21 protein-coding genes are annotated in these 26,976 nt (G+C 70.5%); 4 read left to right on the forward strand and 17 right to left on the reverse strand.

Features of this window, described 5'->3' with window-relative positions:
• Position 1: 1 nt before the first annotated feature.
• Entirely contained in the window at positions 2–3,202 is a 3,201-nt protein-coding gene (locus tag AB0H84_RS19020) for an AAA family ATPase (RefSeq protein WP_357605838.1), read from the forward strand.
• 24 nt (positions 3,203–3,226) lie between these two features.
• Here the strand turns inward: AB0H84_RS19020 and AB0H84_RS19025 are convergent, their stop codons facing one another.
• From AB0H84_RS19025 to AB0H84_RS19075, 11 genes are all read right to left on the reverse strand, one after another.
• Positions 3,227–3,970, reverse strand: coding sequence for an SDR family oxidoreductase (locus tag AB0H84_RS19025; RefSeq protein WP_357605272.1), 744 nt, complete (start codon positions 3,968–3,970; stop codon positions 3,227–3,229).
• A 53-nt stretch (positions 3,971–4,023) separates the two neighbouring features.
• Positions 4,024–5,298, reverse strand: a complete 1,275-nt coding sequence (locus AB0H84_RS19030) for a HAMP domain-containing sensor histidine kinase (RefSeq protein ID WP_357605275.1) — start codon at positions 5,296–5,298, stop codon at positions 4,024–4,026.
• Complete coding sequence (locus AB0H84_RS19035; RefSeq protein WP_357605278.1) at positions 5,295–5,972, reverse strand: response regulator transcription factor; 678 nt, start codon at positions 5,970–5,972, stop codon at positions 5,295–5,297. The genes AB0H84_RS19030 and AB0H84_RS19035 overlap by 4 nt, the downstream gene beginning before the upstream one ends.
• Before the next feature lie 82 nt (positions 5,973–6,054).
• On the reverse strand, positions 6,055–7,377 hold the full coding sequence (locus tag AB0H84_RS19040) for a cation:proton antiporter (RefSeq protein WP_357605281.1): 1,323 nt from the start codon (positions 7,375–7,377) through the stop codon (positions 6,055–6,057).
• A gap of 1 nt (position 7,378) precedes the next feature.
• Positions 7,379–8,707 (reverse strand): cytochrome P450, encoded by a 1,329-nt coding sequence (locus AB0H84_RS19045; RefSeq protein ID WP_357605283.1) that lies wholly within the window; start codon positions 8,705–8,707, stop codon positions 7,379–7,381.
• The gene (locus AB0H84_RS19050) at positions 8,701–9,747 is read right to left on the reverse strand and encodes an alpha-hydroxy acid oxidase (protein ID WP_357605286.1); all 1,047 of its coding nucleotides are present in this window, start codon (positions 9,745–9,747) and stop codon (positions 8,701–8,703) included. The genes AB0H84_RS19045 and AB0H84_RS19050 overlap by 7 nt, the downstream gene beginning before the upstream one ends.
• Positions 9,747–11,303, reverse strand: coding sequence for an NAD(P)-binding domain-containing protein (locus tag AB0H84_RS19055; protein ID WP_357605289.1), 1,557 nt, complete (start codon positions 11,301–11,303; stop codon positions 9,747–9,749). The genes AB0H84_RS19050 and AB0H84_RS19055 overlap by 1 nt, the downstream gene beginning before the upstream one ends.
• 130 nt (positions 11,304–11,433) lie before the next feature.
• Positions 11,434–12,333, reverse strand: a complete 900-nt coding sequence (locus tag AB0H84_RS19060) for a carbohydrate ABC transporter permease (protein WP_357605292.1) — start codon at positions 12,331–12,333, stop codon at positions 11,434–11,436.
• 8 nt (positions 12,334–12,341) lie between these two features.
• A complete protein-coding gene (locus tag AB0H84_RS19065; RefSeq protein ID WP_357605295.1) occupies positions 12,342–13,229 on the reverse strand; it encodes a sugar ABC transporter permease in 888 nt (295 codons plus the stop codon).
• Between the two features lie 2 nt (positions 13,230–13,231).
• Positions 13,232–14,698, reverse strand: a complete 1,467-nt coding sequence (locus AB0H84_RS19070) for a sugar ABC transporter substrate-binding protein (protein WP_357605298.1) — start codon at positions 14,696–14,698, stop codon at positions 13,232–13,234.
• A gap of 15 nt (positions 14,699–14,713) precedes the next feature.
• Positions 14,714–15,970: an alpha-L-fucosidase gene (locus AB0H84_RS19075; protein WP_357605300.1), complete on the reverse strand. Its 1,257-nt coding sequence runs from the start codon at positions 15,968–15,970 to the stop codon at positions 14,714–14,716.
• Positions 15,971–16,490: 520 nt separating this feature from the next.
• On the opposite strand from AB0H84_RS19075, the gene AB0H84_RS19080 reads away from it, so the two are divergent.
• Complete coding sequence (locus AB0H84_RS19080) at positions 16,491–16,934, forward strand: DUF6623 family protein (RefSeq protein WP_357605303.1); 444 nt, start codon at positions 16,491–16,493, stop codon at positions 16,932–16,934.
• Positions 16,935–17,206: 272 nt separating this feature from the next.
• Here AB0H84_RS19080 and AB0H84_RS19085 read toward each other — a convergent pair whose 3' ends face one another.
• Positions 17,207–17,869: an SGNH/GDSL hydrolase family protein gene (locus AB0H84_RS19085; protein WP_357605305.1), complete on the reverse strand. Its 663-nt coding sequence runs from the start codon at positions 17,867–17,869 to the stop codon at positions 17,207–17,209.
• A gap of 138 nt (positions 17,870–18,007) precedes the next feature.
• Complete coding sequence (locus AB0H84_RS19090) at positions 18,008–19,516, reverse strand: FAD-dependent monooxygenase (protein WP_357605308.1); 1,509 nt, start codon at positions 19,514–19,516, stop codon at positions 18,008–18,010.
• Between the two features lie 226 nt (positions 19,517–19,742).
• On the opposite strand from AB0H84_RS19090, the gene AB0H84_RS19095 reads away from it, so the two are divergent.
• Positions 19,743–22,994, forward strand: a complete 3,252-nt coding sequence (locus tag AB0H84_RS19095; RefSeq protein WP_357605311.1) for a BTAD domain-containing putative transcriptional regulator — start codon at positions 19,743–19,745, stop codon at positions 22,992–22,994.
• Between the two features lie 71 nt (positions 22,995–23,065).
• On the opposite strand, the gene AB0H84_RS19100 is transcribed toward AB0H84_RS19095, so the two are convergent.
• The 4 genes from AB0H84_RS19100 to AB0H84_RS19115 all read right to left on the reverse strand — a co-directional run bounded on the left by AB0H84_RS19100 (position 23,066) and on the right by AB0H84_RS19115 (position 26,031).
• Complete coding sequence (locus AB0H84_RS19100; protein ID WP_357605314.1) at positions 23,066–23,551, reverse strand: hemerythrin domain-containing protein; 486 nt, start codon at positions 23,549–23,551, stop codon at positions 23,066–23,068.
• Complete coding sequence (locus AB0H84_RS19105) at positions 23,548–24,126, reverse strand: PadR family transcriptional regulator (protein ID WP_357605317.1); 579 nt, start codon at positions 24,124–24,126, stop codon at positions 23,548–23,550. Before AB0H84_RS19105 ends, AB0H84_RS19100 begins: the two co-directional genes overlap by 4 nt.
• Before the next feature lie 141 nt (positions 24,127–24,267).
• Positions 24,268–24,963 carry a hypothetical protein gene (locus AB0H84_RS19110; RefSeq protein ID WP_357605319.1) on the reverse strand — a complete coding sequence of 232 codons (696 nt, stop codon included), beginning with the start codon at positions 24,961–24,963 and terminating at the stop codon, positions 24,268–24,270.
• Between the two features lie 588 nt (positions 24,964–25,551).
• Positions 25,552–26,031, reverse strand: a complete 480-nt coding sequence (locus AB0H84_RS19115; RefSeq protein ID WP_357605322.1) for a GNAT family N-acetyltransferase — start codon at positions 26,029–26,031, stop codon at positions 25,552–25,554.
• A 141-nt stretch (positions 26,032–26,172) separates the two neighbouring features.
• Between AB0H84_RS19115 and AB0H84_RS19120 the strand changes: the two genes are divergently transcribed.
• Positions 26,173–26,928 carry a hypothetical protein gene (locus AB0H84_RS19120; protein WP_357605325.1) on the forward strand — a complete coding sequence of 252 codons (756 nt, stop codon included), beginning with the start codon at positions 26,173–26,175 and terminating at the stop codon, positions 26,926–26,928.
• Positions 26,929–26,976: the final 48 nt, after the last annotated feature.

Genomic DNA, 26,976 nt, shown 5'->3' on the forward strand with positions numbered 1-26,976 from the left:
CATGCGGCACCCGCCAGGCACGCTGACCACGGCGACGATCCTCTTCACCGACGTGGTCAGCTCCACCGCCATGCGGATCAGGCTCGGCGAGGAACGCGCCAACGTCGTCTTCCGCCGCCTCTACCAGCTGCTCCGCTCCGTGGTGACGGCCAACGGCGCCACGTTCACCAAGAGCCTGGGCGACGGGCTGATGGCCGTCTTCGACTCGGCGACGGCCGGGCTCGACGCGACCATCGCGGTGGAGCAGGCGGTGGCCGACGAGAACGAGCGCGCCCAGGAGAAGATCTCCATCAGGGCCGCGCTCGCCGCGGGTGACGTGTGCTGGGGCCACGACGACGTCAGCGGGCTGCCGACCGTCGAGGCGGCCCGCCTGGTCGCCATCGCCGAGGGCGGCCAGGTGCTCTGCACCGATCTCGTGCGGCGGCTGGCGCAGGGGCGGAGCCGGCACGAGTTCAAGGACCTGGGGCGGCTGCCGGGCAAGGGCCTGCGCGAGCCGATGCACACCTACGAGCTGCACTGGCAGGCCGCCGACCACCACGAGATGGGCGGGCTGGCCCCGTGGCTGGACGACGGGCACGTGCTGCCGTTCGTGGGCAGGGAGGAGCAGCTGCGGGCGCTCGACAGGGAGCTGGCGACGGCCGAGTTCGGCAGCGGGCTGGTGGTCCTCCAGGGCGACCCCGGGGTCGGCAAGACCCGGCTGGCGTCGGAGGTGGCCAGGCGGGCGCTCAAACGGCAGTTCACGGTGCTGGCGGGGCGGTGCACCGATCCGGCGCGGCAGGCGTACGAGCCGATCGCCGGCGCCGTGGAGCGGCTGGCCCGCACCTCGCCCGCGCTGCTGCTGCGGGCCGGGGTCGACCAGCAGTGCGGCCAGCTGGTCCGCCTCGCGCCCTCGCTGGCCGCTCCCCCGCTGTCGCTGGAGGTGCCGCCGGCCACCGAGCCGGTGTCCGAGCGCTACCACCTGATGGCCGCGGCACGCACGCTGATCGAGCGCCTGGCCACCGTACGGCCGGTGCTGCTGGTGATCGACGACCTGCAGTGGGCCACGCTGGAGTCGCTGCAGATGCTGAACGCCCTCATGTGGGACGCCGACGCCCTGCCGCTGCTGGTCCTGGCCACCTCGCGGCCCGTGCCGGTCGAGTCCGCCATGCCGGAGCTGCACAAGCTGACCGCCGACGGCCACCTGATCGAGGTCCCCTCCTTCGGGCCGGACGAGGTCTCCCACGCTCTGGCGGAGGTGCGCGGCAAGGGCGACTCCGCGCTGCTGCACCGGATCACCGGCGGCAACGCCTTCCTCATCAGCGAGGTGGTCAGGGAGCTGGCCGCGGGCAAGGACCTCGACGCGCTGGCCGTGCCCGACTCGGTGACGCGGATGGTCATGGCGCGGCTGGCGCAGCTCCACCCGGACGCCAGGGACCTGGTCAACCTGCTGGCCGTGGGCGAGCGCATGGACTCGGCCGAGCTGCGGCTCGGGCTCGACCTCGACGAGGGCAGGTTCGTGGCCGCGGTGGAGGAGGCCATGGGCGCGGGCCTGGTGGCCATGTCGGACGGCGGGGCCTTCCAGTTCTCCCACGAGCTGACCAGGAACGCCCTCTACTCCAAGCTCTCCGCGCCGCGCGCCGGGCTGCTGCACGGCCGGGTGGCCGACGCGCTGTGCCAGACGGATCCGCGCGCCATGGAGACCCGGCCGTACGTCGTGGCCGCCCACCTGATGGCCGCCGCCGAGCACGGCCGCGACCCGGCCCGCGTCGGCGCCGCGGCCGAGGCGGGCGCGCACGCCGCCCAGCACGCGCTGGCCGGGCTGGCGCACCGCGAGGCGGTCACCTGGTACCAGCGGGTGCTCGACCTGCTGCAGGACTTCCCCGGCGGCACGCTGGAGCGGCGCGCGGAGCTGCTGGTGGAGTGCGGCAGGGCCAAGTGGCTGGCCGGCGACCCCGACGCCCGGCAGACCCTGGCGCAGGCGGCCGACCTGGCCAGGCAGTGCGAGCGCAACGACCTGATCGTCATGGCGGCGCTCGGCGGCGACCGCGGCTTCTCCACCATCTCGGCGGCGCCCGACCAGCAGCGCATCGCGCTGCTGACCGAGGCGCGCAGGCTGGTCGACTCCACCGACCTGAGCACGCGGGCGCTCCTGGCGGCCAAGCTCGCCTCGGAGCTCATCTGGGCGCCCGACGGCGAGCGGCGCTTCGCGCTGAGCGATGAGGCGGTGGCCCTGGCCCGCAAGTCGGGCGATCCGCGCACGCTCGCCGGGGTGCTCGGGCTGCGCAGCCTCACGATCATCCCCGCCGACCCGCTGCACCAGCGCCACCGCGACGGCGACGAGATGCTGGAGGCCGCCCGCCGCACGGGCGACGACCTGGCCCTCTTCCACGCGTACGTGCAGCGCACGCCCCCGGTGCTCGACCACGGCGACGTGGCCAGGGCCGCGACGCTGCTCGATCGGGCCGACGAGCTGGCGCACCGGCTGGCCCAGCCGCACCTCAACTGGCTGATCGGCTACTCCAAGGCCGGGCTGACGCTGATGCAGGGCGACCTGGCGCAGGCCGAGTCGGAGGCGGTGTCGGCCATGCGGCTCGGCTCGGAGATCGGCCGCCGCCTGGAGGCCGTGGCCATCTTCTCTGAGCAGATCGCCGAGATCCGGCGGCTGCAGGGCCGGCTGTGGGAGCTGGGCGACCGGCTCCGCCGCGCCGCCCAGGCGCCGCGCGTGGACCCGGTCCACGCGGTGCTGCGCTACCTGTGCGAGATGGCCGACGAGGAGGCCGCTCCCCTGCTGGAACGCATCCTCGCGTACGGGGGCGCGACGCCGCCCCGCAACATGGCCCACCGGCCCGCCCTGGACAACCTCGCCGTGGCCGCCTCCCGCCTGGGGCGGGCCGATCTGGCGGGGCAGCTGTACGACGCGCTGGCCTCCGACGGGGAGACGTTCGGGCACGGCACGGTGGCCCACCACTGCGGGCACCACTACCTGGCGCACCTGTGCGTGGCGACGGGCTCGCCGCAGCGGGCCGCGGAGCACTTCGAGGCCGCGGCCGAGGTGCACGAGCGGCAGGGGGTTCCGCTCATGCTGGCGGAGTCGCTGCTGGACTGGGCCGACCTGCTGGAGCAGGAGTCGATCAGCGGGCCCAAGCCGGCGGACCTGCGCAAATGGTGCGCCTCGCTGCTGTCCGGCCGGGGTGCGCTGCTGCTGGAGCGGCGGCTGCGCTGATCAGCAAGGGCTGATCTCGGGGGGTCAGCGGAGGTAGGAGGCCCCGTTGAGGTCGAGCACCGCGCCGCTGGCCCATTCGGCGGCCGGGGAGGCCAGGTAGACGACGGCCGCGGCGATCTCCTCGGGCCGCGCCACCCGCCCGAACGGGCTCTGCGCCCGGATCTCGTCCCCGCTCGGGGCCGTGAGGTACTCGGTGGTCATGTCCGTCTCCACGAACCCGGGCGCCACCCCGGCCACCGCGATCCCGCGCGGGGCCAGGGCGATGGCCAGCGACTGGCCCAGCGCGTTCAGCCCGGCCTTGCTCGCCCCGTACGCCGGGGCGTCGGGCTCGCCGCGGACGGCGCCGCGCGAGGAGACGTTGATCACGCGGCCGCCGGCGGGCATGTGCCGGACGGCGCACCAGGTGACGTTGGCCGGGCCGATCAGGTTGATGTCCAGCGTGCGCTGCCAGGCCGCCCGCCACTCGTCGTAGGACGTCTCGGTGAGGGGGTGGAGGAAGTAGACGCCGGCATTGTTCACCAGCACGTCGATCCCGCCCAGCTCCTGCGCCGCCGCGTCCGCCATGCGCCGCACCGCCTCGGGATCGGCCAGGTCGGCCTGGACGATGACATGGCCCTGGCCGGGCAGCTCCGTGAGGAGGCTCTCGGCGTCCTTCGCCGAGTCCCGGTGGTGGATCGCCACCCGGTCGCCCTGCGCGGCGAACGCCGCCGCGATCGCCCGGCCTATGCCCCTCGACGCACCCGTGACAAGAACTCCACGCCCGCTCATGCGCCGCACCCTAGCAGGGCCCTTGATCGCGGCGGAGAGCGGGTGCCGACCGCTCAGAGGCGGTGTTCGGGCTCGCGGGCGGGTGGCGCCCAAAGGGGCGGTGTGCCGGCCTGGCCGGCCGGGAGGCGGACGGTGAAGGTGGCGCCGGCACCGGGGCGGCCATCCGCGGTGACGGTGCCGCGGTGGCCCTCCACCACCTCGCGGACCAGCGCCAGCCCCAGCCCGAACCCTCCTCCCACGTACCGGGTGAAAAGGCGTTCGGCCTGCGCCGGATCGAGCCCCACCCCGTCGTCCCTGACCTTGAGCAGGACGGTCTCGCGCTCCCTGGAGAGGGTCAGCCAGATGTGGCCGCCCACGCGCGTGTGGCCCAGGGCGTTGTCCAGCAGGGCCGAGATCACCCGGCGCAGCGCGGACTCCACGCCACGCACCACATGATCACCCGGGCCCTCGCACCGGACCACGATCGTCACCCCCTGGGCCTCCGCCCTGGCGTTCTCGGCCACCGCCAGCTCCGAGGCCAGCACCGCCAGGTCCACCGGGCCGAACGGGCGGCGGAGCCGCTGGAGCTGGGCCGACTGGAGCAGGTCCTCCACCACCTCGCCCAGTTGCCTGGTGCCGGTGACGAGCTGGTCGACCTCGTCGATGAGCAGGATCCGGTCCGTGTCGCCCCGCAGCCGGCGGGACAGGAGCTGGGCGCGGGTGTGCAGGCGGGTCAGCGGGGTGCGCAGCTCGTGGCTGACCTCGGCGGCGAAGCGGCGCTGGCGGGCCAGGGCCTCGCCCAGCGGCGCGATGGCGCGGCGGGAGATGACCTGGCCGACCAGCAGCGCGGCCAGCAGGCCCGCGACCTCGGCGCCGCCGAGCGTGCGCAGCAGCCGCCGGCGCTCCGCGACCTGGTAGCGCAGGTCCATCGCGGCCTGGACCGTCGTGTCGCCGCGCCGCTGGGTGCGGATGAGGTACGCGTGCCCGGCCACCTCGACCTGCTCGACCCGTGGCGGGGAGCCGGCGGCCAGGTCGGCCAGGCGTACCGGGAGCTCCCACGGTGTGCCGGGAGAGCTCCGCACGGCGCCGTCGCGCAGCTCGGAGAGCCACACGCAGGGAGGAGGCTGATCGATGGAGGCACGGGTCACGGCGACGGCCAGGTCGCGCCGCGCCGCGTCGGCCTGCTGGTGCACCACGAAGCAGTAGACCAGCATGCCGACGAGCATGAGCACCACCGAGATCGCGCCCGCGACCTGAACGGTGAGGCGGCGACGGGCCCGCGTCAGCAGCCGCTTCTCGAGGTCCTGCCGGTGCGGATCGGCCCGCCAGCCCCACGCCGGCAGGTTCATAACTCACCCAGGCGGTAGCCCACGCCGCGCACCGTGTACACGACCCCCGAGCCGAGCTTGTTGCGCAGGTAGTAGACGTACGTGTCCACGATCGACTCCTTCTTGGCGCCGTCGAAGACCCGCTGCCGGAGCGACGTGCGGGTGTGCACCTGCCGCGGCCGGGCCGCCAGGGCGCTGAGCAGCCGGCATTCCTGCCCCGACAGCGCCACCTGCTCGCCGCTCGGCAGCCGGACGATGTGCGACTCGGAGTCCAGCCAGCCCGCGCCGAGCGGCAGCAGCCTGGCCTGGTCGATGTTCCTGCGGTGCAGGGCCCGCACCCTGGCCAGCAGCTCGTCGATCTCGAACGGCTTGACCAGATAGTCCTCCGCGCCCGCGTCCAGCCCGGCGACCCGGTCGGCGAGCGAGCCGAAGGCGGTCAGCAGGAGCACGGGCGTGGTGACGGCCCGCCGGCGCAGCCGCCGGAGCAGGTCCATCCCGTCGAGCGAGGGCAGGCCGCGATCGACGATCAGCACGTCGTACGAGCGGCTCAGCCCCAGGTGCAGCCCCCGCTGCCCCTCCAGCGCCAGGTCGACGGCATAGCCCTGCTCCGTGAACAGCTCGACGAGCATGTGCCCCAGCTCACGGTCGTCCTCGATGATCAGCAGCCCGCTGGCCGCACCCGGTGAAGCAGCCATGTGACCACGGTTACACCACTGCTGGTAAAATTACTAGATCCACTCGTCAGGAACCCGCGCGCACCCTGGCTCACCTGCGCGTTCACGACGGATTGGATCTGACAAGCTCAGGGGGTTCGGCCACCTTGGTCGCGCTCTCGAGGCGCTCGGGCAGGGCCGCCTTGTACAGTGGTAGGGCCGCCGCCGTGGTGATGACGGCCACGAGCACCAGCATGGCGAAGAGCGCGTCGGTGATCATGCCTTGGGCCAGGCCGATGTTGATGAAGATGAGGATCATCAGCCCGCGGGCGTTCATCAGGGCGCCCACCGCGTACGACTCCCGCCGGCCGAACCCGAGCCCGCGCATCGCCAGCGAGCACCCGAAGTACTTGCCGCAGAAGCCGGCAAGCAGGATCACCCCGAACGCCAGCAGCATGCCGCCGCCCGCGATGCCGCCGAGATGGGTGTTCAGCCCGGAGAAGGTGAAGAACGTCGGCAGCAGCAGCGTCGAGACGACCTCCATCATGCGGCCGTGCAGCGCCTGGCGGAACGCCGGGTCGCGGGGCATGGCGAGGCCGGCGAAGAAGCCGCCGAAGACCGAGTAGACGCCGATCCAGTCCGTCAGCCAGCCGGCGGTGAGCGGCACGAGGATGACGACGTACATGCCGGTGGCGCCGAGCCGGCCGGTGCGGGCCACGGTCCTGCCCAGGGGGCGCAGGGCGGGGGCTACCACTTTGAGCATCACGACGGCGAACACCGCGGTCAGGCCGATGGTGGGCAGCGCGCCGGTGGGGCCGGAGCCGAGGTGCATGGCCGACAGGACGGCGAGCAGGCACCAGGCCAGCGCGTCGTCGATGGAGGCGGCGAGGAGGGTCAGGCGGCCGAGGGGTGAGTTCTCCAGGCCGCGTTCGTACAGGATCCTGGCCAGCATGGGGAAGGCGGTCAGCGAGAGCGCCCCGCCGACGAACAGGGCGAACTGGAACGGGCTGACGTCGGGGCGAGAGAGCATGTCGTACAGGAGGAGCGCGGCGCCGGAGCCGAGCAGCAGCGCGGGGACGATGCCCGCGGCGGCCAGGGCGGAGGCCTTGCGGACCTCGCCGGACGTCCGCGCGCTGTGGTCGAGGCCGGCGCCTACCAGGAACATGTAGAGCGTCAGCCCGATGGTGCTCAGCACGTACAGGACGGGCCTGACCTCCCGGGGGAAGAGCGCCGCCTGCGCCTCCGGGAAGAGCCAGCCGAAGAACGTCGGGCCGAGCAGCACGCCGGCGACCATCTCGCCGAGCACGCGCGGCTGCATCACCATTTGCGCCAGGCGGCCGCAGATCGCCGCCGTGATCAGGATGACGACGAGGGCGGGCAGGACCTTGAGGATGAGGGCGAGGTTCGGGTCGGGGGGTGTGGCGTTGGCGAGCAACAGGACGGGCATGTCAGTTCTCCGCTGTGTGATGGAAGTGGCGCTCGCAGAGCCGTTGCCGGCGGGCGTCCCAGACCATGTACGTGCCGAAGACGAGTTGCACGAGGCTGCGCCAGACGTCCTCCCAGCGGTCTCGGACCCGCATGAACGCTAGTACGGGCCGCACCCGCTGGGACGCGCCCAACGGTGTGAGCAAGCAGGGTCCCCGATTGGGCAGGGAGCGGGTGTGGGCGGCCGAGGAGTGCAGGGCGTACCGGCGCAGGACCTCCCGCGCCGTGCTGCGCATGGCGATGGGGGCGAGCCGCCAGGCGGGACAGGGGCGGTTGGCGGCGACCCCGAACGGGATGTGGTTGAGCTCCCTGACCGGGGAAGAATGCGCGAAGCGGTCAGGGTCGAAGCGGTCGGGATCGGTGAACCCGGCGCGGTGGAACTCGGGGTAGTTGAAGCAGAGCACCGACCCGGCCGGGATCGCGGTCCGCTCGTCGAGCGGGATCTCACCGGTGGTGATGCGGTGGGCGATGCCGAAGAGCGGGTAGAGCCGCAGCGTCTCGGCTATCACATGGTCGAGGTAGCGGTCGTCGCCCGTGCGTGCCCTGTCCTGCACGCCGGGGTGCTGGGCGAGGACCATCAGCAGGTGGGCCGTCGCCTCCGACATCTGGACGACGGCGGTGGTGAAGAAGGCGCCGTGCAGGTAGTACGCCTGCTCCTGGGGCGACAGGCCGGCCGGGAGGGGGATCCGCACCTGTGGCAGGCGGCCGAGCAGGTAGCGGGTCAGGCGCCGGCGGCGCTCCATGTGCCGGAGACCGGTGCATTTGAGGGAGCTGACCACGTCGTTCGCGTTGCCGACGATCAGGTCGCGGGCCTCGCGCGGGCATGGCTCGGCGAACACCAGCTCGTACGAGAACTCCGCCCACAGCGGCATCATCACGTCGCGCAGCCGCACCAGCCCCCGGACGCCCGCCAGCGTGCGGGCGGAGCAGCGGCGCGTGAGCTCCTCGGCCTCCGCGCGCGGCAGGGCGAGCAGCCCGCGCGTCGTCCTGGCCACGGCGTCGTACCGCTCCCCCGCCTCCAGATGCTCCTGGTGCATCTCGGGGCCGGGCGACAGCCAGTACCAGAACAGGTCCGACAGCGCGGCGCCCTTGCTCCGCCCGTTCGCGTTGGGGTGCGAGTAGACCTCCTTGAAGCGGTCGAGGCCCACGAGGTCGCCGGGGACGGGGATCGCCTCGTCGCCGTTGATCCGGTTGAACACGCGTACGCGCAGCGCCACGACCCTGCCGGGCAGCCACCACGGCAGGCTCACGACGACGGCCAGCGCGATCATCGCGATCAGCACGATCAGCACGACCGTCGCACCATGCCCGGTTCGAGATCACCGATGGACGCGCAGCCGCACAGGGTGAGCGCGCGCTCGACCTCCGCGCGCAGCAGGGCGAGCACGCGGGCCACCCCCCGCTCGCCGTCCGCGGCCAGCCCCCAGATCACCGGGCGGCCGACCGCGACCGCCGCGGCCCCGAGCGCCAGCGCCTTCAGCACGTCGGTGCCCCGCCTGACGCCGCCGTCCAGCAGCACGGGCACGGCCCCGCCGACCGCCGTGACGATCTCCGGCAGCAGGTCGATCGTGGCGGGAACGGTGTCGAGCTGCCGCCCGCCGTGGTTCGAGACCATGATCGCGGCGACGCCGTGGCCGAGGGCGAGCCGGGCGTCCTCCGGATGCGTGATCCCTTTGAGCACGATCGGCAGCGCGGTCATGTCCCTGAGCCGGTCGATGTGCTCCCACGACAGCCCGGGCGACATGGCGATCGGGCGCACCCGGTCGCCGTCGCGCAGGTTCTCGCAGCACAGGTGCCCGGGCAGGTCGTGGAAGCCGTTGCGCAGGTCCCGCTCGCGCAGGCCGAGCACGGGCGAGTCCACGGTGACGACCAGTGCCCCGCAGCCGGCCGCCTCGGCGCGGCGCACGACGGCCTCGGTGAAGGCCAGGTCCGGCTGTACGTACAGCTGGAACCAGAGCGCGGCTCCGGGCGCGGCGGCGGCCACGTCCTCGACGGCGACGGTCGCGGCCATGCTCACGATCATGATCGTCTCGGCGGCGGCGGCCGCCCGCGCCGTGGCCCGCTCCCCCTCCTCCGGGTCGGCGAGCCGGTGGAACGCGGTCGGCGCTATCAGCACGGGCATGGCCGCGCGGCTGCCGAGCAGGGTCACGCCCGTCTCCAGCTTGGCCGCGCCGCGCAGCACCCTGGGCACCAGGCCGAGCCGGGCGAACGCCTTCTCGTTCGCGCGCAGGGTGACCTCGTCACCTGCCCCGCCCGCGAAGTAGTCGTAGTGGGCGGGCTCGAGGCGGTCGCGGGCCGCGGCCTCGAACTCGCGCAGGCTCCACCGCTCCATCACACCGCGACCGCGGCCGTGCGGCGGGCGAAGAAGGCGCGCAGCGGCTCGACGTGGATCTCCGGGGAGTTCCACTCGTTCTCCAGGTTCTCGGTGATGTGGTGGGCCGCCGGGGGCTGCCCCGGCAGGTGGTGGCGGACCACGGGGTGGAGGTAGTGGCCCTCGTGGGCGCGGGCCGAGTCGCTCTGCCGGATGCGGCCCACCTCGATGTCGAAGGGATCGATCTTGTCGTGGTCGGGGCCGTACTCGAGGGTGATCGAGAAGTGGCCGAGATCGCCGATCGGCGGGCCCTGCAGGTCGTACGGCACCTCCTCCATGTAGCGGGCGGCGCCGCCGTCGAGCACGATGACGTCGGCGAGCAGGCCGAACTGCTGCCACAGCGCCGACGTGCGATTGACCCGCTCCAGGACGGCCGCCGCGAGCGCCGCCGGGTCGGCGGGCAGCTCCCTGGCGGGCCAGGGCACGTCGTGGTAGCGGGACTCCAGGATGCGGTGGAGCGCGCGGACCCCGTACCTGAAGCCGTGGATGAAACCGCTGGTGCCGTGCTTGAAGTCGCGCGACTGGGTGATCGTCCCGGCGAAGTAGAGATCCGGCACGTTGACGGACTCGTAGGCCGGGGTGAGCGCCGGGAACCGGTCATTGATCGTCAACTCCGGGCGGCAGCCGTCGCCGAAGATCGAGGCGTCGAAGCGGAAGCCGGTGCAGAGGATCACGCGGTCGTACGGGATGTCCTTGGTGACCTCGTTCACCCGGGCGAAGGAGACCGTCACCAGGTACGTGCCGTCCGGGTTCCGGTCGATGCGCTTGATGTCGCCGTCGAGGATCGCGTTCTGGGACTTGAGCTGGTACGTGTCCAGCAGGCCGTTGTTGACCGCGCGCAGGTGGCCGACGTAGTGCGTGCGCCAGGCCAGTTGCACCGAGTGCGGGCCCGCGACGTGGATCACCGCGGCGGTCTCGATGAGGTTGTCGGCCGTCTCGAAGGCCGAGTTGCCCTTGCCGATGATGAGCACTCGCTGGTTGAGGTAGTCGGCCGGGTCGATGGAGGCGGTGCCGTACAGGTCGGCCGTCTCGATGCCCGGGATGGGCGGGATGTTGGCCTGGGAGACGCCGGTCGCGACGGTGACCCGCCTGGCCTCGTACGTGCGGCCGGACTCGTCCGTCACCTGGAACACGCCCTGCCGGTCGATGCGGACCACCCGCGAGCCGTACGCGATGCGCAGGGCGCACTTGCCGGCGAAGTCGGACAGGTAGCGGAGCATGTCGTCGGCGTGCGGGAAGTACCGGTCGCTGTAGCGGGTGAACAGCAGGTCCGGGTCGTCCGACAGCAGCGAGTTCCAGTCCATCCTGAGGTTGAGCTCGGGATCGTCCCACCCGGTGTTCTTCTTGTTGGTCGAGATGAGCGTGCGATGGCGCGGGAAGGTGCGGAAGAACTCGCCCGGTGCGGGACCCGCCTCCAGGATCAGGTAGTCCCGCCCTTGCTGCTGCAGGAAGTACCCCAGTTGCAGGCCCGCCGGGCCCGCGCCGATCACCAGGTGGTCCAGGGTCGTGTCCGGCACTGACGCCTCCGTCACAGCGATGTGATTGAACGAACAACATCAGTGTTGGCGGGCAATTCTCAGAATTTGCTCAGAGAGCGACGCTGAGCCGGACGGCGCGCACCACGGCACTCCTCGTGCCCGGAAGTTTCTACCTTCCCGCTATGCCGGTGAGCATGATCCCCCTGATGAAGTACTTCTGCGCCGCCAGGAACACCACGATGACCGGGATCAGCGCCAGCACGGACACCGCCATCATGAGGTTGTAGTCGTCGGAGTACTGGCCGCGGAAGAGCGAGATCCCGAGCGGGATCGTGTAGTTCTCGGTCGAGCGCAGGTAGATGAGCGGGTCGATGTACTCGCCCCAGGCTCCGACGAACGACAGCAGCGTCACGGTCGCGATCGCCGGTTTGGAGAGCGGGATCATGATCCGCCAGAGGATCCGCAGCTCCCCCGCCCCGTCGATGCGGGCCGCCTCCACCAGCTCCTGCGGGATCGTGGTGAAGAACTGCCGGAGCAGGAAGATGTAGAGCGCGGTGCCGAAGAAGTTGGGCAGGAACAGCGGCCAGAAGGTGTCCACCAGGTCCAGCTTGGAGAACAGCAGGAACCTCGGCACGATGACCACCTGCGAGGGGATCATCATCGTGCCCAGCATCAGCGCGAAGGCCATGCCGCGCATCCGCGAGCGCAGCCGCGCGAAGGCGTAGGCGGGCAGGATGCAGGAGATGAGGTTGCCCACGATCGACAGCGTGGTCACCACCACGCTGTTGACCAGGAAGGTGTTGAAGGGCAGGCTCATCCACGCGTCCGGGAAGTTCGACCAGGTGAAGACGTCGGGGAGGAACCTCGGCGGAAACTCCAGCACGGCTCCGGCCGGTTTGAGCGCGGTGGTGAGCATCCACAGCAGGGGAAGCAGGCTGGCCGCCGAGGCCAGGACGAGGAGCGCGTAGGCCGTCATACGCTGGACCCGGCGGATCTGCTCGGCCTGGGCGGGGGCCACGGGTCGCTTCTCCACCGGGCGGGCCGGTGCGGGCAGGGCCTTGATTGCCATCTCGTGACCTACTTGACCTCGTAGTGGACCCAGCGGCGCGCGAGCCCGAACTGGATCACGGTGAACACGATGACGAGGAAGAACAGCGCCCAGGCGATCGTCGAGGCGTAGCCCATCTCGAAGTACTTGAAGGCGTACCGGTAGACGTACAGGCCCAGGACCAGGGTGGAGTTGGCCGGCCCTCCGTCGGTCATGAACAGGATGAGCTGGTAGGCCTGCAGGCTGCCGATGAACCCCACGACCAGGTTGAAGAAGATGACCGGCGACATCATCGGGACCGTCACGTTCCTGAACCTGCTCCACCAGCCGGCGCCGTCGATGTGCGCGGCCTCGTACAGCGAGACGGGCACGCCCTGCAGTCCGGCCAGAAAGATGATCATCGCGTTCCCGGTGGTCCACGTCGTCATGATGACCAGGCCGGGGATCGCCCAGCTCGCGTCGGTCAGCCACCCGGGCCCCTGCACGCCCAGCAGGCCGATGAGGTAGTTGACCAGGCCGTAGTCGGGATGCAGCACGTGGATCCAGAGGAGGGCGGTGGCGATACCGGAGATCACCGACGGCATGTAGATGATGGTGCGGAAGATCGCCTGTCCGCGCAGCTTGACATTGAGCAGCAGCGCCGCGGCGAGGCTGTAGACGACACCGGCCGTGGCGGAGGCGGCGCCGAAGTAGATGGTGTTCCTCGTCGCCACCCAGAAGTCGGGGTCGCGGAGCAACTGGACGTAGTTGTCCAGGCCCACCCACTCCGGGACCGACAGCAGCTCATAGCGGGTGAAGCTGAGCACCAGCGACACGACGATGGGCCCGCCGGTGAAGAAGACGAAGCCGATGGTCCACGGCAGGGCGAACAGGTGGAACCGGCGGGCCTCGCGCCGGACGAGCGGGGAGGCGGCCATGATCAGACGTTCTCCGCCAGCAGTGGCGTGACGCGCTCGGTGACCTGCTTGAGCCCCTCGTCGACCGACAGTGACCCCGACATGACCCGCTCCCAGATCGGCTTGGTCAGGTCCTCGAGCTTGGGCGTCGCGGGCAGCCTCAGCACGCCGTCGCTGGTGCCGTACTTGTGCAGCGACTCCTTGGTGGTGTCGATCACCTCCTTGACGAGCTTGAGCGCCTGCAGGTTCTCCTCGAACGCCGACAGCCGCGACGGCGGGGTGTCGAGGAAGAAGCGGTGGCCGGCGTAGGAGCGCAACGAGTTGAGCACGATCCAGGCGGCCTCGGGGTTGCGGGTCCTGCTCGTGATGCCGAAGGCGCTGCCCAGGACCGGGGTGAACCGGCCCTCGGGACCACTGGGCACGTGCGTCAGGCTCCAGTCGAACTGCTGCTCGGCAGGCAGGGTGAGCAGGGTGACGATGTTCCACGCGCCGCCGACGTACAGGGCGCCCCGGCCCAGCGTGAAAGGCTCGACCTTCGCCGTCGCCTGCGTCTCGGCCAGGTCCGGCATCGCCTTGTCCTTGATCAGCAGGTCCATCCAGCGCTTGAGCACGTCGCGGCTGGCCGGCTCCTGGATCACGCACTTGCGCTCGTCGGCCGTCAGGTAGCGGCCGCCGTGCGCGAGCAGGAACGTCGCGGTGAGGTCGCTGGTGGGCTTGGGCACCGGCGTGAACCCGAAGACCTTCTGCGCGCCCGTGCCCGAGACCAGCCCGCGCGCGGCCTCCATGAGCTTGTCCCAGGTCCAGGAGGCGTCGGGCACCTTGGCGCCCGCCTTGTCGAAGATCTCCTTGTTGTAGAAGAGCAGCTTGGGCGCCGAGTCGGTGCCCAGCGCGTAGAGCTTGCCGTCACGCTCCCAGTAGCTCAGCGCCGCCTTGGAGAAGTCGGCGCGATTGAAGTCAGGCGTTTCCGCGATGAAGTCGTCCAGCGGGAGGTACAGGTTGTTCTTGATGAAGCTCTGCCCCCACTGGAACTGCGAGTACATGATGTCGGGCAGCACGCCGCTGGCGGCTCCCGTCAGGTACTTGGTGCGGAAGTCGTCGAACGGCGTGACCTCCACCTTGATCTCGATGTTCGGATGCCGCTTCTTGATGAACTTGGCGAACTGGGCGTGCCGCACCTCGTGCCGCTGACCGGGGATGATGGCGACGGTGACGGTGACCTTGGAGGTGGGTTCCGGCACCTTGGTCGTGGGCCACGGCAGCGAGTCGAAGAGCTTCTCCGCCTCGTCGTAGGGGAACAGCGCGCTCTCCGGCCGGTCCGGGTTGATCACCTCGGAGCCGCTCGACGCCGAGGAGGTCGGCCCGGCCTGGCGGGTGCGCCCGCCACTCCCGCAGGCGCTGAGGGGTACGGCGGCCGCCGCCATGGCGGCCAGGCTGAGAAGCTGGCGCCGGTTCAGGCCGGTGGTGTCCAGGCCGCGCAGGGGGTTGTGCATGGGGGGTAACGCCTTTCAGAGGAAGAGCTCGATCACCGGGACGGCGACATCCGGCGGCTGTACGGGAAGCTCGAGGGTGAGGGTGCCCTCGGGGATCGTGAAGAAGTTGACGTTCCCGTTGTCGACCTTGGGGTCGGGCGTCCACATGCGGATCTCCGACCTGTCGTTGAGCAGCTGCGCGTAGCGGACCTTGCCCGCCAGACCGGGCAGGTGCAGGTGCCGGTACGGCCAGGAGAGGACGTGCACGTACAGCCGGTCGCCGCGCTGGGTGTAGCGGCAGTCCTGCGGAGCCTCGAACTGGCTCGCCCCGGCGCCGTGGATCGACTGGCTGTGCAGCCGCATCCAGTCGCCGATCTCCCGCAGCGTGTCGAGCGCCCGCGGCTCGAACTCGCCCCGGCCGTTGGGGCCCACGTTGAGCAGGAGGTTGCCGTCCTTGGAGACCGAGTCGATCAGCATGCGGATGAGCAGGCCGGGTGACTTCCACCCGTGGTTGTCCCGGTCATAGCCCCAGCTTCCGTTCAGCGTCTGGCAGGCCTCCCAGACCGTCGACAGCGGGCCAGGGGGCTGGAACTGCTCCGGTGTGGTGAAGTCGCCCGGCAGCTCCAGACGGTTGTTGATCAGGATGTCCGGCTGGATGCGGCGGATCTTCTCCACCAGCTCCTCGGAGCGCCACTCGGCCTTGCCCTTGCCGCCGTAGACCGGCTTGCCCTGCCTGACCCGGCCGGCGTAGGAGAAGTCGAACCAGAGCGTGTCGAGGGGGCCGTACCGGGTGAGCAGCTCCTCGACCTGCCCGTGCAGGTAGTCCGCGTACTTGGTGACATCCCGGTCGGGGAAGGTGCCGCCCTCGACGTACGCCGGATGCAACCCGTCGATCGGGAAGCCCGGGTGGTGCCAGTCCAGCAGCGAGTAGTAGAACCCGACTCCGAGCCCTCTGCTCCTGAACGCCTCGACGAAGGGGCCGATCAGGTCCTTGCCGTACGGCGTGCCGCTCACGCAGTAGTCGGTCAGAGCCGAGTCCCACAGGCAGAAGCCGTCGTGGTGCTTGGCGGTCAGCACGGTGTAGCGCATCCCTGCCCGCTGGGCGGCCTCGGCCCAGGCGTCGGGGTCGTACAGGTCGGGGTCGAAGCGCTCGAAGTATCGCTGGTACTGCTCATCGGTCTGGTTCTCGCGCTGCTTGACCCACTCGTGGCGGGCCGCCAGGGCGTAAAGCCCCCAGTGGACGAACAGGCCGAACCTGCGCTGCCGGAAGTCCTCGATACGGGAATCTGACATCCGTGACACCCTCTGCCGTTAGGGAGGTGCGAAATATTTCGCACGTCTCGACTTGCGGGTAACGTAGGCGAAACATCGGATGTGGTCAAGGCTCTCGAGTCAGACGTCGAGCGGGAGCCCCCGCTCCGGCCCTGATGCCCCGGAGAGGCCCTCAGGGCTGCTGATCCCATAGGGGACGGGTGGACTGGCGGCACCGCCACGGCGTTCCATGCCGCGCTGCCAAGTGTCGCGATGGCGCGCTCACATCCGATGTTTCCACGGCAGCGGCTTGCGAAACATCCCGCAGACGGTACGGCGGCCCCGCACCCCGCGGCGAACCTCCCGGCCATCGGCGCCAGGGAAAGAGGCGGCTATTTCGCACTTCGCCCTGCAGAAATATCTTTTTCCGCGAATTATAGGGCGACGAATATCCCCAACTTTAGGGATGCCGATATTTCCTCAAGGCCTTTTATCGTGAAGTTACCAGGGAGGCCCCCAAACCCCCGGATTCACAGCCAACCACACCGCAAGGAGTACGACGATGTCAAAGTTGTACGCATCATGGCACCACGGCTTCACGGCGGTGGCCGAGAACCCCAGCACGACTGCGCTTCGTCAGGGATTCGGCGTAACCTTCTCGCTTCCGGCGAACGGCGGCGACTGGATCCACCTGCCCATCCCCACCCCGGTCATCGTCGAGGACCGCCGGGCCACTCTGGACAGGGTGCTGATCCTCTTCGACGCCCGGGAGACCAGCGCGCTCCTGGCGGTGCACGTGTGGGACGGCCCCAACCGCATCCTGGTCAGAGAGGGCCTCAGGATCGAAGGCGATCACGCGCACGGCCTCAGCGGCGACAACGTCTTCCCCGTGGGCCACGACGGCATCGCCTGGGGGTGCGGGATCTCGATGTTCTTCAGCGCCGGCCAGATCGACAGCCACGTCTTCATCGCCGGCTTCGGCGGCGACTTCTCGCACAACATCTGACCGGACCGGCGCTCCTCGGCGGGGATACCCCTTGCCGAGGAGCGCCGCTCCGCTTCTGGCTCGCGGCCGGGCACAGCCCTTCGCGCGGCGGCCAAGGCACAGCCCCTCGCATGGCAGCGGCCAAGGCACAGCCCCTCGCGTGCCAGCGGCCTGGACACGGCCTTTCGCATGGCAGCGGCCGGTTCGCGTGGCAACGGCCGGTCCGCATGGCAGCGGCCGGTCCGCGTGGAGCAGGCGGACCGGCCGGTGTCGCGGGCGATCGTGAGGCAGGGTCAGGCGACCAGGCGCAGCCAGGCCGCCGCGAGTGCGGCGTGACCGGCCGGCGTCGGGTGCACGCCGTCCGCAGCCCAGTACTCCGGCCCGGTCGTCGCGGCGAGCTGGGCGAACATGCCGTCGGCGGCGAGCAGGTGCGCGCCGTACTTGCGGGCGAGCTCGCGCACAACCTGGATCTTCGGGTCCAGGTCGGCGCGCCACTCCTTCCGGACCTCCTCACCGAGGTGCACATCGCCGACCTCGACAAGGCCGCGAATCGGCAGGAGGAACGGCTCGATGAGGATGAGCTCGGCGCCGGTCTCAGCAAGCGGCGTCAGCAGGCGGTCGTACCCCGCCGCGAAGTCCTCCGCCGGGATCACGTAGCCGTCCGGGTCGTACGAGTGCCAGCCCACGTCGTTGCCGCCGACGAGGATCGACACCACGTCCAGGCGCGCGTCCAGCACGTCCGCCTGCCACCGGGCTTCGAGGTCCATCACCTTGTCGCCCCCGATCCCGGAGTTCAGCCAGGTCACGGCCCGATCCGGGTGCCGGAGCCCCCACTCCCCCGCGATGCGCAGCGGGTAGCCGGACCCGAGGCCATCCTCGCTCTCCAGCCGCCCGCAGTCGGTGATCGAATCGCCGGTGAACATCACGGTGCTTCCCGCTCGTAGAGTGATCGTCATGTGCGCTCCTTGAACTCAGTCGAGAAGAAAAAGGTTTACATCGATGCCAACATTGGCATTCAGCCGCTTATGATTCCGCTGCCTAATACCGAGCGGGGTCCGAAAAGCGGGCACCGGCTGCGAAAATGGCAGCTGCTGTTAAATTTCCGGCCTCCCGAACCAATGGCCGGCGGCCCGCTCGAACGCTTCACGGTCAGGCTCGCGATCACCGGCCCAGGCGACTATGCCGTCGGGCCGGACGAGCACGGCACCCAATCCGAGGTCGTTTCTCGCCGGCCCGGCCGCATAACGCATCCGGGTCCCCCAGCCCATCGCTGAAGCGTGCAGGCGTCGGTCGATGCTGAAGTCGAGCGCGACGCCCCGTCCGTCCTGCATCAGGTCGCCGAGGCGGGTGCCGTCCTCCAGACGGAGGTCCGGGGTGTTCCGGCCGACCAGCGGCTGGTCGCTGCCGAGGTCGTAGCGGATCGACGATCCCGACGTCTTGTCGTACACGTAGGTCGTTCCGTCACGGGTCCCGATCAGGTCGCGGATCACCGCCTGGATCGCCTGCGCGTGCGGGTCCGGCCGCATGGCCGCCGCCTGGGCGCGCGTCCAGTCGAGCACCCATGCGCCGATCGGACGGCGCTCGCGGGTGTAGGTGTCGACAAGCCCGTCCGGCGCGTACCCGTGCACGGTCGCCGCGAGCTTCCATCCCAGGTTCATGGCGTCGCCGAGGCCGAGGTTGAGTCCCTGCGCCCCGAGCGGAGAGTGGATGTGGGCGGCGTCGCCCGCGAGCAGGACGCGCCCCTGCCGGTAGGTCGTCGTCTGCATCGCCCGATCGGTGAAGCTCGAGGCGAGGCGGACGTCGCTCAGCGTCACGTCGGTGCCGGACACCCGGCGCAGAACCGCCTGGAGATGCTCGCGAGCCGGCCGCTGCGAGCGATCGAACGAGCCGCCGTCGAACTCCAGCATGCCGATGTACCCTTCCGCGGGCGTCCGGAGGTACATGCCGGTCGGCGTCAGGTTGAACCCAGGCCGTAGCTTCTCGGGATCGGCGATGGTGGCGAGCGCGATGTAGCCGGTGAACTGCGGCTCGGTGCCGACGAAGTCGAAGCCCGCGAGCCCGCGTACGGCGCTGCGTCCGCCGTCGCAGCCGACGAGCCAGCGCGCCGCGTACTCGTGCTCGCCGGCTCGCGCGACCACGATCTCATCGTCCTGCGCGATGGCCGAGACCGTGACGCCGCGCCTGACCTCCACGCCCAGCATGGATGCCCGCTCGGACAGCACGGACTCCACCGCTTCGAGGTTCGTCATCACGCCCTCCATCGCCGGGCTGGGCAGCCGGAACGGCAGGGCGGCGACGTCGACCTTGGCCGGATCGAGCATCATGCCGGCGAAGTGGCCCGCGCCACGCGGGGGTGCCGGCTCTTCCGCGTCGGGATAGTCGTCGACGCCCGACGCCTTCAGCAGCGGATGCAGCATCCCGCGGCGGTAGAACGCCTCGACCGACGTGGCGGACAGGCCCCGCATCCCGAGCGGCTCCGCCTTCCACGGGGAGCGGGGCTCCGGCTCCCGTTCGAGCACCAGAACAGAGCAGCCCGCGAGGCCCAGCTCACAGGCAAGGAACAGACCGACCGGGCCGGCACCCACGATCACTACGTCATGCACGAGAAGCTCCCCTTCCGAAGCTCGCCACCCTCGTTCACCCAAAGACTGAGGTGGGCCGCTCACACGAGGCACACACGGCACTCACGCGGGCGCACACGGGCGCTGACAGTCCCGTCCTGCGACGCGTCAGGGCCGCTTTCGAGCACCCGGCTGACCGCGACATGGAAGGGGAAGTCAGGCATCCCCTGGTTTGGGGGCTCGAGGGTCCGTGCGCGACGATCGGGAGATGAACGGGGATGCGCGGCTTCGCGTCACGCTGCTCGGCGCCTTTCAGGCGTCCCGCGGTGACCTCGCCCTCCCCGTACGGGGTGCGCGGTTGCAGGGTCTGGTCGTACGCCTGGCGCTCGCCGGCGGGCGTGCGGTCGAGCAGGGCGTCCTGGTCGACGCGATCTGGCCCGAGGACCCGCCGGCCGGGCCCGCCCACGCCCTGCAGTCCCTCGTCTCGCGGCTGCGCCGGAGCCTCGGCTCGGCCGGCGACGTCGCGCAGGTCGCGGGCGGCTACCGGCTGGACGTGGACGCGGCCGACGTGGACGCGCTGCGGTTCGAGCAGCTCGCCGCCGCCGGCCGTGACCGCCTGCGCGCCGGCGACCCGAACGCGGCGGCGGCCGTGCTCGGCGAGGCCGTGGCGCTGTGGGGCGACCGTCCCCACGCCGAGCCCGCGGTCGTCGCCGCGGTGGCGCCCGCCGCCGCGACCCGGCTGGCCCACGCCTCGGTCGAGGCCGTCGCCGACCTCGCCGACGCCGAGCTCTCCCTGGGCCGTGCCGACGCGGCCGCCGCCCGCCTGACCACCCTGCTCGCCGAGCACCCCGTCCACGAGCGGGCGGCCGCGCTGCTCATGGACGCGCTCGCCGCCCAGGGCCGCCAGGCCGACGCCCTGGCCCTGTACGAGCGCGTCCGCGAGACCCTGGCCCACGTCCTCGGCACCGACCCGGGCAGCGCCCTGCGCGAGCGCCACCTGCGCCTGCTGCGCGCCGAGCGGCCCGCCCCGGCCGCCGACGCCGCGCAGAACCGGCCGGGTAACCTGCCCGCGCCGCTGACCAGCTTCATCGGACGCGACGACGACCTCGCCCGGATCGACACGCTGCTCGCCGCCGGGCGCCTGGTCACCGTGCTCGGTCCCGGCGGCGCCGGCAAGACGCGCCTCGCCGTCGAGGCCGCCCGCCGCCACCGCCACGAGTACCGCGACGGCGCCTGGATGATCGACCTCGCCTCGGTCGCCGAGCCGGCCAAGGTCGGCGCGGCCGTGCTCGCCGGGATCGGGCTGCGCGGCGGCGCGATGTTCGAGGCCCGGCTGCGGGTCGGGGAGTCCGACCTGGACGTACTCGCCGACCATCTCGGCGGCCGGGAGAGCCTGCTGCTGGTCGACAACTGCGAGCACCTGATCGACGCCGTGGCGCACCTGGTCGCGGCGCTGCTGTCCCGATGCTCCGGGCTGCGCGTGCTCGCCACCAGCCGCGAACCCCTCGCGATCGACGGCGAGGCGCTGGTTCCGCTCGGCCCGCTCGCGCTGCCCGGGCCCGACGACGGCGTCGAGCAGGCCCGGCTGGCTGCGTCGGTACGCCTGTTCACCGAGCGGGCCGCGGCCGTGCGCCCGGGCTTCGGCGTGGACCAGACGACGCTGCCCGACGTCCGGCGGGTGGTCCGCGGCCTGGACGGGCTGCCGCTGGCGCTGGAGCTGGCCGCGGCCCGGCTGCGGACGCTCTCGCTGCCCGAGCTGGCCGACGGGCTGACCGACCGGTTCCGGCTGCTCACCACCGGCAGCCGTACCGCGCTGCCCCGGCACCGCACGCTGCGCGCGGTCATCGCCTGGAGCTGGGAGCTGCTGAGCGAGCACGAGCGTACGGTCGCCGAACGCATCTCGATCCTGCCCGGCGGCGTCACCCCCGCCTCGGCCGCCGCGGTCTGCGCCGGCACCGCGGTGCCGGCGGCCGAGATCCCCGAGCTGCTCGCGGCCCTGGTCGACCGGTCGCTGCTGCAGCTCGCCCCCGACCCGGGCCGCTACCGCATGCTGGAGACGCTGCGCGAGTACGGCATCGACCGCCTGACGGGGGCGGGCGACCTCGGCACGGCCCGCGATCTGGCCGCCGGCTACTTCGCCGAGCTGATGGCCCGCTACGACCCGCAGCTGCGCGGGCCCGGCCAGCTGGCGGCCATGCGGGTGATCAGCGCCGAGTACGACAACGCGCTGGCCGCACTGCGCCGGCGGTGCGACACCGGCGACGCCCCCGGCGCGCTCGCTCTCGCCCTGAACCTGACCTGGTACTGGCACATGTTCGGCCGGCACCGCGACGCGGCCTACTGGCTGGGCGAGGCACTGGCGGTCCCCGGCGGCGGGCCGACGCCCGACCGCGACTGCGCCCACGCGATCTACCTGATCAACCGGGCGGACGCGCGGCCAGGAACGAACGCCGAGGCCGCGCACGGCCAGGCGCAGATGCGCGAGCTGGCCGACCGGCTGATCGCGTACCCGGAACTGCCGGGCCCATACGCGGCGCTCACCGCGCTCCCGCCCGCGTTCCTGCCGGAGAGGACCGCGCTGGCGATCATCGAGCGCCTGGCCGACGGCGACGACGTGTGGCTGTCCGGGCTGGCCCGCATGTTCCGGGCCCAGTTCGCCGAGAACGCCGGTGAGCTCGACAAGACGCGCCCCGACGTGGAGGCGGCCCTGGCCTGCTTCCGGCAGGCCGGCGACCGCTGGGGCCAGGCCACCGTGCTGCCGCTACGCGCCCAGCTGCGGCAGTACGACGGCGACCTCGACGGCGCGCTGGCCGACCTGCGCGAGGCCCGATCGCTCGCCGGCGAGTTCGGCTCGCTCAGCCTCGGCGACGAGGTGCTCGACGACCTGCGCTGGATCGACCTGCACCTGCGGCGCGGCGACACCGACCTGACGACCGCGATGATCGACTCGGCCCGGGAGCGGGCGTTGCGCGCGGCCTCACCGGAGATGCTGGCCCTGGTCGACGCGTGGGAGGCCATCTTCTGCGTGCGCCTCGGCGACCTGGACCGGGCGCGCCGAGTGCTCGACGACGCCGAACGGGGTCTGCACGGCGACACCGCGTTCCCCGGTGACCACGCGCGGACGCTGGTGGGCAGCGTACGGACCTCGCTCTGCCTGGAGACGGGTGACCTGGCCGGCGCGGAGGAGGCGTTGGAGAAGGCGTACGCGGCGGCGCTGGAGACCCGGGACCGGCCGATCCTGTCGCTGGTGGCGGTGAACGCGGCCGCGCTCGCCGAGGCGCACGGGCGGCATCACGAGTCGGCCGTCCTGCTCGGGGCCGCCTCCCGGCTGCGCGGCGCTCACGACCGCACCGATCGGCAGGTTCGCGAGCTCACCCGCCGAGGGCGGGCCGCGCTGGGCGAGGAAGCGTTCGCCGCGGCGTACGGGAAGGGCTGGGAGCTGGACGGGAAGACGGCCGTGACCGAGGTCGACCCCGTCCGGCAGCAACGGAGACGTATCGCCACGCCGCCACGGTCGTAGGCGAGGACGGCGCTCGAACCACCGCACGGCCGCGCCCCCGGTGTGCGACGGAACGGAAAAGAGGCCATCAGTCAGACGTCGCCGAACATGCGGCTCCTGTCGCTCTCCGGAGCATCAAGAGCACGGAGTGCCTGGTTCAGGGAGCCTTCCTCAAAGCCGAAATGAGCCTTCATCGAGCCCTTGATCTCGTTGATCTGCCGGAAGAGCTGCTGCGGTGATGAGTGCGGATCGTCGAGGCTCAGCTGGAAGTCGGCCAGGAGGCGCGCGAGAACCTCGTGCTCGCGACCCAGGCGGGCGATCGTCGGCTCCAGCCCGGGCATCTGCTGCAGGAGAGCCGGGAAGAAGTCGCTGTCCTCGCTGCGGTGATGGCTGCCCAGGGCGGAGCAGAAGGTGTAGCAGAAGTCGCGGAGCTCGGGTCTGAGGCTCTCGGCGCGTTCGCCGGAGCGGATGGCCCTGCGGGCGTCCTCCAGCGCCTTTTCCAGGCGGTGGTGCACGTCCTGCAGCTCCCGATGCCAGGCGAAGATCCGGTTGCGCAGCACTCCGGTCCTCAGAATCATTCTTGCCGTCCTTCCCCTGTCGGCGCTTGGCCGCGGTCACGCGTGGCGAGCAGTTTCGGTAGCTGCTCCAGCAGGCTCTCGTGCCAGGCGATCTCGGCCCGCAGGCGTGCCGTGGTGTGATCGAAGGTCATCGGCTCCAGCCCGCGCAGGTACGGCTCGGCCTGCTCGCGCTGGTGCAGCCAGGCCGCCAGCCGGACGATCAGCGCGTCGCGCCGGTCGCCGATCAATGCCCGCAGGTCCTCTTCGGCGAGATCGCCGGCGTAGTGCAGCGCGAGGTCCACCGGGTCGGGCCGCAGCCGGACCTCGCGCAGCGTCCGGTCGCGCAGCGCGATGAACTCCTCGCGCCCGGAAGGGGTGAGCGCGTACACCGTCCGCGCCGGTCCCGCCGCCTGCTCGGTGCGCACCACCTCGATCGCGCCCTCGGCGACCAGCCGGTGCAGTGCCCCGTACAGCGAGCCCACCTTGATGTCGGTCCACAGCTCGGTGCGGTCCAGTTGCGCTTGCCGGCGGATCTGATGCCCGTGCATCGGACCGCGCAGCAGGGCTCCGAGCACGAACATGCGCGCGTCACTCACCCAACTACTCAAACACGAGTACTTCGAGCTAGTCAAACGCGAGTAGTTCAGGCGAAGGGACCGAGCCGCCAGACGCAGCTGTACGCGCTGAAGAACCTGCACGACCAAGAGGCAGCTCAGTCACCGCGACCAAGATCCTTCTCAGCGCCCACGGCCGTCCGCCGGTTCCTTACCCCGAGGGTGACACCCCTTCGCTCGGGCTTTTCGTTCGCGGCCAGTTGAGGGCGACGGTCCCTGCGCCGGCCGCGAAGAGTGTCGCGGCGAGGAGCATGGTGCCTCCGGTTCCGAAGGTCCCGGCAAGGGCGGCGAGGGGGCGGCGCAGAGGATCTCGCCGGCGTATTCGGCCTGCGTCAGGAAGGAATGGGTGGTGGCCCGGATGTCGCTGTCGGTGTGACGGTTGACCCAGATGGTGGTGACGGTCCGCACCAAGGGCATGGCGATGCCCTTCGTGGTGATCACGGCGGCAACCCCGAGGGGGAGGCTCGACGCCAAGTCGAGGAGGACAAGGCTGACAGGAAAGGCCAAGAAGGTGCGGGCGCCGCCATCGGAGTCGAGTCGGCGCTGTGCGGCGGCGAGGGCGAGGCCGCGGTGGCGTAGATCGCCGGTCCAGGAGACGCCCCACAGCATCTGGGCCGGCATCAGCGGAACGAAGCTGGGGAACAGGCCGGTGACTGCCATGGCGGTGGCCATCAGAACGTGTGACGCGACGATCGCCTTCTTGCGTCCGAAGGTGTCGGCCACAACCCCGGCCGGGACCTCGGAGAGGATGCTCGCCACCCCCTGTGCGGCGGCGATGAGCAACCGCTGCGCAGGGGACAGCCCCACATCGACAGCCATGTAGAGGCTGGTGACGAGCCACCAGCCGTTGTGCGGCACTGCCCGGGGAAGGCGTCAGAATCCTGCTGGCGTCGGCGGATTCGAACGGCTCATGGCTCCTCGCGCAGGTCGGCGGTGGCTTCTGGGCACACGAGTCCGCGCATGGTTCGTCCCCCGCCCCTCTCACTGGGTCGCATACGACTGTTCGCCGAGATACCGCTGAGGCCAACTCCGTGCTGTCAACGCATTTCGGCGCGGTCCGCCCCACGAGGTTCGCCAGCTACGTGTGGCGTGCCGTCCGGGATGGAGGCGACACCAAAACCCGCAAATCGCGGCGCATGCTGGCGATCAAGGGCTCGCTGTATACGTGGGCCCCCTGGCCGCCCAGAAACTGCTCATAGCACTTCTCCATGTTACGAGCCTATTGTCGCTGGCCTCATTCTCGAAGATGCCGGTAGCAATGACATCCGGTGGGCGGTCTGCCAACGAGGGCTGGACAGCCTGAGGGAGTTGAGCGACAGAGTCCTCAGTGAGGAAGCCGCGGCTGCTCTTAAAGCTTCTCAATGTCGCTAACGTGATCGCGGGGTCATGTGCCCTGGATGCGCCCCGTTATAGATCAATCTTCAGTTGGATGAGGTCCGATTCAAATCCTTGGGCTTGGTAGAAGCGAATTGCATCGGTGTTGGAGGCGTACGCGGAGACCGTTGCCTGGTTGGCTTCTTGCGTCTTCGCCCAGGCGAAGAAGTCATCTACCAGCTTCGCGCCGACACCATGTCCACGCTCGTTCTCCATTACGCGCAGGCTTACGAGTTCGGCGACGACCGCGTTCGGCCTGAGTTCGTTCGGAGCCTTGATCTGACCCGTGAGATGGCCTACGACCTCTCCCTCAATTGAGTCACGGCGGGCGAGAAGTACCAGACTTTTTGGATTAGTGATCATCCCCATGTAGTAGTCGTGCCCCTTCTGCGTCGGCCAGTTCGCATCCACGAACGGATCCCGCCGACCTCCGTCCTCCCGAAAGAGAGACTCAGCCGATTGGATCAGAGCGGATACATCTTCGACACGCGCGACTGCGATGACAAAACTCATGTCCGAGATCCTAACGATCACGATTAATCATGTAAATGGCTGGTCCAGAGTGGAGTGCAGTACGAACTGCAGATAGCGACGGAGCGAGGGATAAATAACTGCGGCATCCCTGTGAGGGTCGCGTGGCACTAGTCTGCTGGAATGGCGATCTCCAAGGAGACGGTCGAGGCGCTGCAGAACGCTGCCGAGGGCGGTGACGTGGATGCGGCGCTCGAAGTGGGTCGGCTGCTGTGCATGCTGCGCGTCGGACCCGACGACGATCCTGATGAGCCGGAAGTCATCCAGTCCTGGCCGGAGGAACCGTGGCTGAGGGCGGCGGTAGAGGCGTGTCCCGATGACACGCGCGTGGCCACTCTGCTGGCCAGCCGACTGGTCCAGCAGATCGCCGTTTTCGAGAACGATGTGGACCTTGCCGCCCACTATGGGGAGGACGAGATCACGTTGGCCCGGCGCCGGGACGAGGCGAGGAACCTTTATGGGCGCGTGCTGAGATCCGCTCCAGGTGATCCGGCCGCCTCGGCCGGGATGGCGATGTTGGACGCGTCGTCCGGCGAGGTTGGCGATTCAGGACAGTTTCCCGGACCGTTCAGCTACTACGAGCTGAGTCTTGACCATTGGTCCGGCTCGTTCTGCCACTCCGAAGTTGTCATCGTCACCGGGCTGGACGAACTTCGGTGGGCCTACGAGCAGATGATGCGGCCCCACATCCCCACCCCTGCCGCCTATCCCACCCTGCAGGTGTACTTCGGCGGAGAGGAAGGGGAGTTCGTCAAGCTCGAAGGTGTCCTCGACCTGGGCACCGTAACGATCCCGCCGCTGACCGGTACACCTCTGCCACTGGGGCATCCCGTCCAAGGCGGCTTGGCTCACTACGGATACTCCTGCAACTGGGGCTGAGCGGTGTGCGACCGCTCAGCGCTCCGCTGCGACGTCATGCGGGGTTGT

Source organism: Nonomuraea sp. NPDC050786 (assembly GCF_040654115.1).
Taxonomy (GTDB): domain Bacteria; phylum Actinomycetota; class Actinomycetes; order Streptosporangiales; family Streptosporangiaceae; genus Nonomuraea.